This window comes from Mesorhizobium sp. LjRoot246 (genome assembly GCF_964254115.1).
Taxonomy (GTDB): Bacteria; Pseudomonadota; Alphaproteobacteria; order Rhizobiales; family Rhizobiaceae; genus Mesorhizobium.
Genome location: NZ_CAXUSN020000001.1, coordinates 5,659,629 through 5,671,580, shown reverse-complemented (window position 1 = coordinate 5,671,580; position 11,952 = coordinate 5,659,629). Strand labels below are relative to the sequence as shown.

Below are 11,952 nucleotides of genomic sequence, written 5' to 3'. Positions count from 1 at the left end.
TTTCGGGATAGCATCAATTCAACAGGGCGTCGACCGCGTGTTCGGGCGCGAGAAACCGCGATGCCGCAATCAGGCGTCATCCCGCTCTGGTCACGGAGGATCGCTGTTTGCCGGTGGGCAGCATCGAGATCTGCTGCAGAATAGGCATGGTCAGCGCGAAGAGCTCTGCCTGAGATGACAAATTGCACTTGTGGTAGAGTTGCTTGCGATAGACCTTGACCGTCTGCGGGCTGATGCTGAGATTCAAGCCGATGGAAACCGAGGAATGGCCTTGCAGGATGAGAAGCGCGACTTCCGCCTGTCGCCGGCTGAGCGTCAGGCTGTGCCGATCCCGCATCGCGGCGATGAGGCCGTCGGTGACTGTCAGACCGCGAGGCTGGCGAGAAAGGGGATCGGCGCCGCTGGCCCAGTGCGCTTTCAGCAACGTCATGATGACGGCTTCGTGTCGTCGTAACCGCCTTTCGTCCAACGAAGAGAACATTTGCGCCGACGACCGATCCTTGCCCATCGAGATGGTGATCGTGGTGTCGTCTCCTACCGTCTGCACGACCGAGATTTCATCGGTGATTCCAATTAATCCATAGTACCACTCATAGTAGTGGCTTCTCTTGAATTGGTCGGGCGCGACATCCAGCAGCCGGAAGATCCCCGACCTCTCTCTTCTCAGATGATATTGGTAGATCGGATCCAGAACATATGCGCCTGTGAGATATGTCGTTTCCAAGTGTCTGAACACATTGGGACCCCTTGCGCAGCGATGGTGCACCACGGGAAGTGATGAGCCCTGATAGGTAATCGCAATGACATTGTCATACGGCATGCACTCGCGCAGATAGCTGCAGATACGCTCATAAAAATCCGCCCTGCCGATAGCTTCGATGGCGGATGCAAGGGTGTTCAGTTCAGCGTTCACAACAGCCCTATCTGAGCATCAAGCCCGTTCCATTGCCATGACCTTCAGCGTCTCTTCGCGGATGTCCGCGAATATCTCGCGCTTGTATGCGGTGAAGGCCGCATCGGTGACGATGTCGAAAGATCGCGGTCGCCCCAGTTCGATGGCCATGTCCTTCTTGACCCGGCCCGGACGGCTGGCGAGCACGATCACCCGATCGGCAAGGAAGATCGCTTCATCCACATCGTGCGTAACGAACAGCACCGTCACCTTATGGTCTTCCCAGACTTTTAACAGCAGTTCCTGCATCATGCCGCGCGTCTGGGCATCGAGCGCGCCGAACGGCTCGTCCATCAGCAGAATCGACGGCTTGTAGACGAGCGCCCGTGCGATCGCCACGCGTTGCCGCATGCCGCCGGAAAGCTGCCTGGGATAGGCGTTCTCGAAGCCGGACAGCCCGACGGCCTGTATGAAGTGCGCCACCAGTTCGGTCTTCTCGGCCTTCGCCATTGTGCTCTTTTCCAGGGCGAAGCGGATGTTGGTCTGCACCGTCATCCACTCGAAAAGGCTGTAAGACTGAAAAACGAAACCGCGGTTGCGTCCCGGTCCGGTGACTGGCACACCGTCGATCCTGATCTCTCCGGACGTCGGTTCATCGAGCCCGCCAACCATGTTGAGGAGCGTTGACTTTCCGCACCCTGAGGTGCCGACAATCGAGACGAACTCGTTCTCACGGATATTGATGTCGATGCGCTCGATCGCCACCAGCGGCATGGCATTCACCTGGAAGGTCTTGCCGACGCTGTCGATGGCGACTTTCGGTTTCATGAGGGTTTGGTTCACTGCTCGTTCACCGGGTTTGGCTGTTCCAGCGGAACAGCGATTGGCCACTTTTCTTGAACACATAGTCCGTCAGCAGCCCCAGAAGTCCGATGAACAGAGTGCCAAACAAAATCGTATCTGTCGCCAGGTAGCGTTGCGCATCCATGATGCGCCGTCCCAGCCCTTCGCTGGCGGCCACCAATTCGGCGACAACCAGGTAGGTCCAGGTCCAGCCGATGGTTATGCGGAACGTGTCCCATATGCCTGGCGAGGCAGCCGGCAGGATGATGCGGCGAAGAATCTCGCTGTTGCTGAACCCCAGCGTCTGGCCGGCGCGGATCAGGTTCATGTCGATGTTCTTGACATTGTCCATGATCATCAGCGACTGCTGAAAGAAGGTGCCGAGGAACAGGATCAGAATTTTCTGCGCATCACCGATTCCAGTCCACAGGATCGACAGCGGAATCAACGCCACGACGGGCATGTAGCGCACCGTCGAAATCATGGGTTCGAGCGAACCCTCTATGATGCGATAGTTGCCCATCAGAATGCCGATCGGCACAGCGACAATTGTCGCAGCCAACCAGCCGACAACGATGCGGTATATGCTGATGGATGCGTCGGCCACGAGGATGCCTTCCGAAAGTTGACGCCATCCTTCCATCACGACGGCCTGCGGGCTTGGGAGAAACAGCGGGCGCACGAAACCGAGCTCGGTAACCAGCCACCAGGAAAACAGCAGCAAGGCCGGCACCACGAAGCCTGCCGCCGAAAAGATACTGCTCGGTATCTCTTGCCTTAGCTTGAGCAGATCCCGCTTCGGCTTGTGCCGCGTACGGATGGCTTCAGGCTGATGCACGTGATTGTTCATTGGAACTCCATCGGACCGGGCTTGCGGCGCTCTTTGGGAGCGCCGCCAGTTCAGGGCTACTTCGCAACCGCGTTGAGCTCGTCGAGCGCCAGTATTTCACCGGCTGCTGGAATCTTCTTGATCTTGTCAGGGGTGGTCGCCTGCATGATCTCGCCGATCTCCTGAATGGTCGCTTGGAAATCGCCTTTGAGAATTTCCTTGTTCTCGGCCACGTTGTAGAGGCGTACCCCCTTGAATGCCGGTTCGAACTCTTTCATCGGGCTGCCGACGGCCTTGGCAATGAGCGCGCCGCCTTCCGCCGGGTTGGCCCGGATGAAGTTGATGGCGTCGTCCCAGGAGCGAATGAGACCCTGCACATCCTTGGGATGTGCCTTGATCCATACGGATGAGCCGCTGAGCAGGTCGCTGATCAGTCCGGGCTTTTTCGCAGCCGTGAAAATCACCTTGTAGCTGCTATCCTGAGCAAGCGCGGTGGAGATATAGGGCTCATATGTGACCGCCGCGTCCACGTGCCCGGCGATCAAGGCCAACCCCGCCTCCGAGGCGCCCATCGGCACATGTTCGATGTCTGCGATGGTCATGCCGTTTTGTCTCAGCGCATAATTGATAAGAAGATCGCTGGTCGAACCACTTTCGAAGGCCACCTTCTTGCCCTTCAGGTCGGTGACCGAGCCGACGCCCTTTGCCGCCAGGACCGCATCGGCCTCGAAGGACACGTCCATCACCAGGAAGCCTTTCTGATCGACGCCCCGGTTGAAGTTGGCGATCATCCCGTTGGTCGCGCCGGCGATGACGTCAAGATTGCCGCTGGCGAGCGCGGCTGTCATGTCCTGGTCCCAATTGAACGTGGTCAGCGCGACGTCGACGCCGTTTTTCTCGAAGAAGCCCTTCTCCTTGGCGACCCAAAGCGGGCCATAACCCAACCAGGGCTGCAGTCCGAGCTTGACCGTATCGGCGCAGGCGGCGGTAGCGGTCACCGTCACCAAGGCGATTGTAAGCACCAGTCTCTTTAGCATTGCGGTTCTCCTCTTGAGATTGATTTCCCCGGTTCCGGAGTTGATTTCTCCTTTTGTGGAGCCGAGAGGCGATTGAGCAGGTTGAGCGTAATTCTTCCCACATCGTTCATGCGGCCGCTGGCCGGTAGCGCGCCGCACCATGCGACCGAACTTGCCGAGAAGATGAGGCCGCCTGCGGCGAGGTTGCGCAAGGTCATTTCCGCGCAGCGACGGCTGGTGCGTTCAGGATCTCCGCCCTCGTACCAGCGTGCCGGGTCCTGAAAAAAGCTGTCGGGGAAATCCGTCGCGCGGGCGATGATGATGGTGTCCGGAGAGGTGCCGAGGGCTGGACTTGTGGCATCCACTTCGTAGCCGGCAGCCGCACCCAGCACGATGCCATCCGATCCGAAGGTCGAATTTTCAACACCCTCGAACAGCCAGGCGCATCCTGCCTGATAGCTTTCGTCGGTGCGCGTGAAAGGGCGCGCGCCGTCGAAGCCCATCAGGGAGATCGCGCCGCCGATCAGCGAGAATTCGCCACGGCCGCGGGACCGGAGATGGCCTCCCGGCTCGTTGGTGATTGAAAGCGACTGTTCCGCGATCGAACCGTCCCATGTGCGCCCGGCCTCCAGCGGCGACCGGCGCAACTCCATCAGATCGTCCTTGAAGGCGACGACGCCAGCAAAGCCGTTGCCGCCAAGATAGGCGATGCTTCCGCCTTCGGCCACGAACTGCCGCAGCGCTTGCTCGATCTCGATCGACATGTATTCGGGATGACTGCCGGTCACGACCGCTCGATAGTCACGCAGTCCGTCGATGCCGCGTTCATGCAAATCATGATCCGTGACGACATCGAACGCGATGCCATTTTCATGGCAGAATCTGAGGAAGTGCAGGTCGACCGGAAGGTTGTGCGGACAGCCGCAGAGCGGATAGTCGTAGTCGTCCCGGACGGTCACCTTCGGCTTCTTGTAAGAGCAGATCGACACGCCGCTAAGATCGGAATGGTAGTCGTAGAGCGACTTCAGATTGTTGGCGATCGCGAAGCGATGCCCGCGATCGTCGCTTTTCCATTCGTAGAGATGGTCAGGAAGATATTCGTCGGCATAGGCAAGATAGGTGGCGGTTGGCACAAGATACAACAGTGGCGACGAAGCGCGTGAAGAGCTGACGAAGAACACCACACGTTCGTAGCCACCCTCCCATTCGACCTGGAATGCGTAGACGCCTGGGCGAGCGTTTTCAGGCACCGTTACGCGATGGGAGGCAGGCCACTGAAGCGGACCGATGTCGTCGTCATGGCAGTGGATGGCATCGTAGTGCGCCGGTACGAGCCGAGGATCGAAGCTCGATCCATCACAACGCGCCGATGTCATGCAGAAGGCCGGCTGATTGACCACATCGAGGCGCAGCGGATCTGTTCCGCTCGACCACAGGACCGGCTCCGTCGGCAACAGTGTCGGGAAGTTCCAGGCGACGGTCCCTTGCGGCGTGTCCAGCCGGATCGCCGCGAATTTCGCATTGAGCGTCGGCCCGTTTCGCGACGCGCATGCGCCGAGATGGATGCCGCTCCCTTGCAGGCGCCACATATGGTCGCCGAGACATCGATCAAGTTCGTATGGTGCGAGAAGGTCGTGGGATTTGATGCGCAAACACAACTCACGGTGCCGCTGATGGAGTTCGACAGTCAGCCAGACCCCAGTCGGTGCTTTTTCTTCGGCAAGCAGGACGTCGTCGGCGATGTCCAGGACAAACGCCCCGTTGCGCAGACACAGTCTCACGGAGCCGACTTCCAGAATGGTGCGCGACCCTGGATTGCGGGTGAGGAACAGTTCGAAACGAATGCCATGAACAGACTGCGCTTTGGCGAGCTCGTCAGCCGCCAAGCGCAGGAACGAGCCTTGATCGAACTGCCGATGTCCGACTGTTTCACCTGTCGCTTCGATCGGCCAAGTCGGAAATTCGGTAACCGGCCTATCGAGCCAGCAAATCCGCGTGTTCTTTATCGGCCGATCGCAAGACAGACTGAGGTTGACCTGCTGGCCCGCCTTGGCACTCCAGGGGACAGTGTAGCCAACCGCGTTTATCGCGCCATGATCCACTGCGCGCTTCATTGATCGCTCCCGTTGAATCCATGCGCGATAGAGCGACCCACGTAGAATCGATCCGGCGTTGGCCAAATACCCCTCATACCCCTCGCTCTCCTGGGGACTACTTTCGAACAGAGGATTGCCGGGGTATATACCCCCTTTGGGGTAGGTCCTGTTGCAACAGTATGTTGTAGGCAAACTGTCTTGCAATGCGAAAATGCCGGCCGAGGCCCGGAGGAATCATACTGCCGCGAGGTCTACGGAAACTGCCGTTTCAAAAATACCGGCCGGGCGAGATTTGATCTTCATTCTCGTACGGCAAATCGAGGTGCTCAATGACCGGTCTAGATTCATCGAAGGTAACGGGATGGCGTCCTGAGACGCCAACTGGCTTCGGACCGCTCAGTCGATTGCTCCGAAGTGGTACGGCATGTCATTTCTCACGGCAGACTTTGGTTCGTCTAAAATGAGGGAGAGTTCCTGCATTTCAGCATCAATGCACGTCCCGCTGCAAGGAAACGAATGCTATTCCGGGGTCCTGCTTTGGAGCGGGAAAAGCGTTCAGCCTGCAGCGGAATGACGAACGGTTTTACGCTTCACAAGTTTGACGCCGGAGGCAATCCAACGGTGCTCGTCGACAATGTATCGGGCGGGATTCATGAGAGCGATTATCCCGAGGTAGCAAGAAACATCCTGAACAACAAAGGATTGGGTGGGGTCGATCAGGTTGGCTTCATCGAAAAGCCGCTGCGAGAAGGGCCGGATGGCCGGATGGTGATGATGGGTGGCGAACTATGTATCAATGCCCTGCGTTGCTACGGAGGCTTCCTCGCCTCGGAAAGACAACTCAAGGCTGGCAATTTCTCTATTGAAACAAGCGGTGTTGATGCCCCAATCCGGGTAACTGTCCGGAGCGAAGAAGGCATAACAAAATCGAAGGTTCAGCTGGATTGCGTACCTATCGTGTCGATTGCAGATGATGTCCATACCGTCGATCTGCCGGGTATCCGGCATCACATAGTCTTCACCCCCAAACCGTTATCAAAAGTTGAACTCAGGCGACGGCTCGCAAACATGGCGTGCCACCATCATCTCGAATTTGAAGCAATCGGGATGATTGCGATATCGCCTTTCAACGGGTCGTTCCTGATTTCGCCACTAGTCCACGTGCCCGCGACCCGCACGAGCATCATGGAAACTTCGTGTGGTTCGGGATCTCTGGCTGCATATCTCGTCCTAGCCAACTCTGTCGGCATGACGCAGACCAAGCTTTGGCAACCGAGCGGCGAATGCCTCGAAGTTGAGGAGGTCGGACGCCATACATATTCCGTCGAAGGCTCTGTTTTCCCAATCTTCACAGGATCCTTCCTGTTCGAAGGTTCTACGGGGTATTACGAACTCGTCATCGACGGTTCGGCAAAGGTTTGGGTAGGAATGGAATAGCCAAGCGTTACCAAGAAAGAATTGGAAGCCGAGCGCTGGCCCGGACAGACAACGGCTACCGTGATTGCTTCTAAGACGATCGCCAAGCCGGCTTCTTCAAGGTTATCACGGATCTCGGCTACATACCCAACTAGGTATGGCAGCGGGTGAATATAGCCATATAGATCAGCGCCGAAATCCCCCTTTGCGCAACGCCTCGATGGCTGCGGCGGAACCATACGAAAAAATACGGGAAGTTCTCTAATTCTGGCTCACGAAAAGCCAACAAAATAAACGATTCTGGCACATCCTCCGGGCCTACCATGATCATTGATTTCGCAACGAAAAAATGCACCTATTTGAAGCAGTGACGGTACTTTTCGAGACGGGCTAAGGCGCGCCGTCGAACGCCGTCAAGTGCAAAAATCGCCCGATTGGTCGCGATAGTTGGTGAAACCTCAAAATATTTTTTGCGGCGATTTTTCCTTTAGAATCAAAAGCGTAACTTTTTGACGGACCATGCGTCGGCTTTCGGTGCCGCAAGCAAGAAAAAACCCAGCTAGATCAATAACCTAGCTGGGTTAAAAACAATCGAGTGGGAATAGTCGGACATCATTGACGCGTGGGTGGCGGGACGTAAACACACACCCGGGCTCTTGCCGCCGGCTATGCCTCCGATGGAGCTTGATCCCGCCCTTTGACTGGCCGCGTTTTACGCTTTGAAACGTCCGGGTGCTGAGCGCGTCGGATCGGCGCGGCGCGGCGCGCCAGCAGCCAGGCCTCAACTTCAGCTAAGTCCCAGACGAATGCATCTAGGCGATAGTGCAAAGCGGCGGGGAAATTCACCACGGTGCTCCATTTCGTAGATGGTGCTGTCAGCGAGTGGGATCATCTCGCGCAGCTGATGGCGCCGTATAGTCCGGCGTAGTGCATCGTCGGCATTTGCCTTGGCCATGCTTTGCCTCCTGTTGCTCGGGGGGGCCGAGATAGAAAGCAATAGGTCGTGGAAGATGGAAGGCCCCACAGCGCTGCGTGCGGGAATATCGCATCATAGCGTGCAAATCGGACGGGCGGTCTCAAGGGGCAGGCGTCGTCTAGGACATCCAACCGCGGCACGCCCGAGAGAAGATCGCCGTACCGATCGGTAAAGATGTTGATATCTGCCAGTCGCGCCTAATCTTTACCGATTGGTAATTGGGCGGATGCGGTCCACATAGCCAAGCTGCTCTCGACGAGTCCCGCAAGCTCGCTTCGGCTTGCCCCTGCCGCCCCCTGCATGAGGATGCCGTTCATCATGGATTGGACGAAGCGCACAAGGCCGTCGATATTGACGGTGGGCAGTAGGTCGCCCTCGATCTTGGCCCTTTCAAACCGGGCGGCGAGGAGATCGCGCCCGACGGCCTGGCGCCTGAGGATCTCGTTGCGGATCACCTGCGCCTCATCGCCGCCCGGCATTGAGTTAAGGACCATGAGGCAGCCGCGCGGTTGTCCCTCCGCCAGTTGGGTGCGTAGCGTCCCCCTCAGGATTGCTTCGAAAACGCCTCGCGCTGTCGGAGACTGGAGCGCTCTAGCCATGTAGTCCCCTCGAAGGGATTGATAGAGCTCGAGGGCCTTGAAGAAGAGCGCTTCTTTGTTGCCGAATGCGGCATAGAGGCTTGGGCGGGTAATTCCCATGGCCTCGGTCAGATCATTCAGCGACGCGCCCGCGAAACCCTTGGTCCAAAAGACCTTCATGGCGGCATCGAGCGCTGCGTCAGCACTGAATTTTCGTGGTTCGCGAAGTTGATCGGCCGGCGTCGATCCCCTAGTTGAAGCGCTCGCGGCGGCCGCAACATCGCTGATCGCCCGCCAGGCCGCCATCGCCTGTTCGGCACCCTCTCGCAAGTCGTCGTGCGGCGCGCCGCCGGCGGCTTTCACGGCGAGGCCGCCGAGAACCGACGTCACATAGCTCGCCAGCCCTGAGGCATCAGCGTCCACAGGGAGTTCGCCACTCCGTTTCGCCTCTTCGAACCGGTCTCGCAGTTTCAGTTCTGCCGATTGGCGGCGATGAAGCAGGGCAGCGGGAATGTCGGCATTCTCACTGCCCATCGCCAAGCCCGCATGAACGAGTATGCGGCTAGACTCCTGCGCTGGCGAGGTCGTCAGCAAGCGCTTGACGACTTCTTCGGCCGTGGGGGCTGTGAGCGCCCACTCCCAGTGCTCGTCCTCGCGCGCACTACAGCGGCCGAGAACAGCGTCGAAAAGCCCACGCTTGCTTCCGAAGGCGGCGTAGATGCTGGGAGAGTTCAAGCCCATTGCGGCCGTCAATTCCGCCATGGTTGAGCCGTCGTAGCCCCGGCGACCGAAGACGTCCGCCGCGCGATCTAGCACTTCGCTCTCTTCGAACGCGCGGGGGCGGGCCATTGACAGCACTCCATTCTGTAACGTACATAACATAACCGGCTTTGGTCATCCGCCAATCGCGACGTATGACACGGGCCATTTTGTAGCAGGCGTTAGGCCTGCCTGGCTAGATAGTCAGCAAACTAGGAGGTAAAACATGAGTTCGTTCCGCTTCGAGCAACACGGTGCGGTGGGCAAACTGATCTTGCTCGGTGATGCAGACAGCGAACCAGGGTCCGACTTTCCCTCGTCGCTGCGGGCTGCCGTTCGCCAGGCATATGCAAGCGACATCCGCGTCCTTCACTTGACGTCCGCGTCCGGCAACATCGCCGTGGCAGACGATCTCGGCGCCATCGGTGACAAGGGCTCGAAATTTCTCGAAGCGTTTGCGGCCGACATCCTGGCTTCGATCCGTCTCATCGAGGAACTGCCCGTCCCCACGGTTGCTTCGGTAGCAGGGATGGCCCTGGGCGGCGGTTTCGAACTGCTCCTGGCGTTCGATTTCCTGGTCGTCGCGGAGTCGGCGATGCTCGTCCTCCCGGAAGTGTCGGCCGGCGGCATTCCGATGGCAGGCGGGGTGCAGCGGATAGCCGATCGCGTCGGCAAAACACTCGCTACTCGCTTCGTCCTGCTTTCGGAGCCAATTTTCGGAAAGGTCGCAGTCGATCTGGGTATCGCAACCCATTCAGCGCCTGACGGCAAGTTGGAGGAGGTCTCCGACGAACTCGTGCGGCATCTCGCGACAGGGCCGACCCTCGCGTACGGCAAGGCGGGCACGCTCATCCGCACCTGGGCTACCGGCGGCGTTGCGGCTGCCGACATAATCTCCACCCAGCTCGGCGCTGGCATCCTCGACACCAAGGACGGCGCAGAGGGAATGGCCATTGCGGTCGCGGCTGTGCGCAAACACGAGCCGATCCCGAAAATCCAGTTCTCCGGGAAGTAACTCGATCCGGTGCTGACATCAATTCTCGGAGTCAGGCAGCGGCTAGTCTGCGACCTCAATCGGAGGCGGATGACTGAGAGTCTCAAGTAAAGACGAACACTATCTCGACCGCACGCGAACTATTATCGAACTGTGTACTTCAAAGATCGATCTCAGTGGTTGCCGTACCGCGTGCGTCAATTTCACCATTCAAATGGAGCATGAAAGATGAATTTCGTGGATCGGAATAGATCGCTGAAGCAGACCTTTGTAGAAACCAATGGCGTCAAGCTGAACGTTGTCGAGGAAGGCGAGGGTCCGGCTGTGCTGTTCGTCCACGGCTTTCCTGACGGATGGCGGGGCTGGCGCCGGCAGATGGCGGCAGTCGCGGCCGCAGGTTACCGCGCGATATCGTTCGATACGCGTGGCTATGGCGATAGCTCCAAGCCTGAAGACGCCGCGCTTTACACGGTTCTCTACCATGTCGGAGACCTTGTCGGCATCCTCACGGAACTCGGGATCGAGCGCGCTAGCCTGGTCGGCCACGACTTCGGTGCGACGGTGAGTTGGAACATGGCGGTGATGCGTCCGGATCTGTTTGACGCGGTCTTCGGCCTCAGTGTCCCTCCGGTACTACCGGGTGCGGGGATAAGGAGTAGTCATGGGAAAGCTTGAGGGTAAGGTTGCAGTCATCACGGGTGGATCGAGCGGCTTGGCGCTGGCGAGCGCCAAGCGGTTCGTTGAAGAGGGCGCCTATGTTTTCATCACCGGCCGGAGACAGGAGGCGCTCGACGAGGCCGTCAAGCTGATCGGCCGGAACGTGACCGGCGTGCGGGGCGACGCGTCCAATCTCGACGACCTCGACCGCCTGTTCGACACGGTCAAGCGGGAAAAGGGCAAGATCGACGTCCTGTACGCGAGCGCCGGCACGGGCGAAGCCGTCCCACTGGGCGAGATTACCGAACAGCACTTCGATGCGACCTTCAACTTGAATGCGCGCGGCACGCTGTTTACGGTTCAGAAGGCGTTGCCGCTGTTCAACGACGGCGGATCGATCTTCATGACCGGGTCAGTCGCTTCGATCAAAGGTTTTCCTGGTTACAGCGTGTATGCGGCGAGCAAGGCGGCGCTGCACGCATTCGCACGCGGGTGGCTCAACGAACTCAAGGGCAGGAATATCCGGGTGAACGTGCTGCACCCGGGGCCGATCGCCACACCGATGCAGGACCAGGTTCTCACCGAGGAGGCGAAGCAGATGTTCGAATCCCTGATCCCGCGCGGAAAGATGGGCCGTCCTGAGGAAATTGCGGCGGTCGCGCTGTTTCTTGCTTCAGACGATTCGAGCTTCGTGAATGGGATGGAGTTGAATGTCGACGGCGGCTTCTCGGCCATCTGAAATCGCGCCGGATCGCGGGAGCGGTTAACCGGCGGGAACTGAGCATGATCCCGAAAAGTTGCAGACTTTTCGGATAAGATCATGCGTTAAAAACAAAACTTAGAGCATGATGTCCGATTCCTCTTAATTGCATCCTGCTCTAGCGTGTCCATGGTGG

At 58.5% G+C, this 11,952-nt stretch carries 10 protein-coding genes and 1 pseudogene; 4 read left to right on the top strand and 7 right to left on the bottom strand.

Features of this window, described 5'->3' with window-relative positions:
• Positions 1 to 76: 76 nt before the first annotated feature.
• Genes ACSQ3L_RS27705 through ACSQ3L_RS27685 form a run of 5 tightly spaced genes read right to left on the bottom strand, consistent with a single transcriptional unit; the run spans position 77 to position 5,760 of the window.
• Complete coding sequence (locus ACSQ3L_RS27705) at positions 77 to 913, bottom strand: helix-turn-helix domain-containing protein (protein ID WP_436162798.1); 837 nt, start codon at positions 911 to 913, stop codon at positions 77 to 79.
• Between the two features lie 18 nt (positions 914 to 931).
• The gene (locus ACSQ3L_RS27700; protein WP_436162797.1) at positions 932 to 1,720 is read right to left on the bottom strand and encodes an ABC transporter ATP-binding protein; all 789 of its coding nucleotides are present in this window, start codon (positions 1,718 to 1,720) and stop codon (positions 932 to 934) included.
• 22 nt (positions 1,721 to 1,742) lie between these two features.
• Positions 1,743 to 2,585, bottom strand: a complete 843-nt coding sequence (locus ACSQ3L_RS27695) for an ABC transporter permease (RefSeq protein WP_436162796.1) — start codon at positions 2,583 to 2,585, stop codon at positions 1,743 to 1,745.
• 56 nt (positions 2,586 to 2,641) lie between these two features.
• Positions 2,642 to 3,601 (bottom strand): ABC transporter substrate-binding protein, encoded by a 960-nt coding sequence (locus ACSQ3L_RS27690; RefSeq protein WP_436162795.1) that lies wholly within the window; start codon positions 3,599 to 3,601, stop codon positions 2,642 to 2,644.
• On the bottom strand, positions 3,595 to 5,760 hold the full coding sequence (locus ACSQ3L_RS27685; protein ID WP_436162794.1) for a N,N-dimethylformamidase beta subunit family domain-containing protein: 2,166 nt from the start codon (positions 5,758 to 5,760) through the stop codon (positions 3,595 to 3,597). The genes ACSQ3L_RS27690 and ACSQ3L_RS27685 overlap by 7 nt, the downstream gene beginning before the upstream one ends.
• Before the next feature lie 453 nt (positions 5,761 to 6,213).
• Here ACSQ3L_RS27685 and ACSQ3L_RS27680 point away from each other — a divergent pair, with 453 nt between their 5' ends.
• The gene (locus ACSQ3L_RS27680) at positions 6,214 to 7,113 is read left to right on the top strand and encodes a hypothetical protein (RefSeq protein WP_436162793.1); all 900 of its coding nucleotides are present in this window, start codon (positions 6,214 to 6,216) and stop codon (positions 7,111 to 7,113) included.
• A 645-nt stretch (positions 7,114 to 7,758) separates the two neighbouring features.
• On the opposite strand, the pseudogene ACSQ3L_RS27675 reads toward ACSQ3L_RS27680, so the two are convergent.
• Positions 7,759 to 8,047 (bottom strand): annotated as a pseudogene (locus ACSQ3L_RS27675) (helix-turn-helix transcriptional regulator).
• 218 nt (positions 8,048 to 8,265) lie between these two features.
• On the bottom strand, positions 8,266 to 9,495 hold the full coding sequence (locus ACSQ3L_RS27670; RefSeq protein ID WP_436162792.1) for a TetR/AcrR family transcriptional regulator: 1,230 nt from the start codon (positions 9,493 to 9,495) through the stop codon (positions 8,266 to 8,268).
• A gap of 136 nt (positions 9,496 to 9,631) precedes the next feature.
• On the opposite strand from ACSQ3L_RS27670, the gene ACSQ3L_RS27665 reads away from it, so the two are divergent.
• From ACSQ3L_RS27665 to ACSQ3L_RS27655, 3 genes are all read left to right on the top strand, one after another.
• The gene (locus ACSQ3L_RS27665) at positions 9,632 to 10,420 is read left to right on the top strand and encodes an enoyl-CoA hydratase/isomerase family protein (protein ID WP_436162791.1); all 789 of its coding nucleotides are present in this window, start codon (positions 9,632 to 9,634) and stop codon (positions 10,418 to 10,420) included.
• Positions 10,421 to 10,627: 207 nt separating this feature from the next.
• Positions 10,628 to 11,074: an alpha/beta fold hydrolase gene (locus ACSQ3L_RS27660; protein WP_436162790.1), complete on the top strand. Its 447-nt coding sequence runs from the start codon at positions 10,628 to 10,630 to the stop codon at positions 11,072 to 11,074.
• On the top strand, positions 11,061 to 11,795 hold the full coding sequence (locus ACSQ3L_RS27655; RefSeq protein WP_436162789.1) for an SDR family NAD(P)-dependent oxidoreductase: 735 nt from the start codon (positions 11,061 to 11,063) through the stop codon (positions 11,793 to 11,795). The genes ACSQ3L_RS27660 and ACSQ3L_RS27655 overlap by 14 nt, the downstream gene beginning before the upstream one ends.
• Positions 11,796 to 11,952 lie beyond the last annotated feature (157 nt).

Bases quoted from the DNA above. Each gene is read 5' to 3' on its own strand.
- ACSQ3L_RS27700 (WP_436162797.1), bottom strand. From the start codon at position 1,720: ATGAAACCGAAAGTCGCCATCGACAGCGTCGGCAAGACCTTCCAGGTG.
- ACSQ3L_RS27695 (WP_436162796.1), bottom strand. From the start codon at position 2,585: ATGAACAATCACGTGCATCAGCCTGAAGCCATCCGTACGCGGCACAAG.
- ACSQ3L_RS27690 (WP_436162795.1), bottom strand. From the start codon at position 3,601: ATGCTAAAGAGACTGGTGCTTACAATCGCCTTGGTGACGGTGACCGCT.
- ACSQ3L_RS27670 (WP_436162792.1), bottom strand. From the start codon at position 9,495: ATGGCCCGCCCCCGCGCGTTCGAAGAGAGCGAAGTGCTAGATCGCGCG.
- ACSQ3L_RS27665 (WP_436162791.1), top strand. From the start codon at position 9,632: ATGAGTTCGTTCCGCTTCGAGCAACACGGTGCGGTGGGCAAACTGATC.
- ACSQ3L_RS27660 (WP_436162790.1), top strand. From the start codon at position 10,628: ATGAATTTCGTGGATCGGAATAGATCGCTGAAGCAGACCTTTGTAGAA.
- ACSQ3L_RS27655 (WP_436162789.1), top strand. From the start codon at position 11,061: ATGGGAAAGCTTGAGGGTAAGGTTGCAGTCATCACGGGTGGATCGAGC.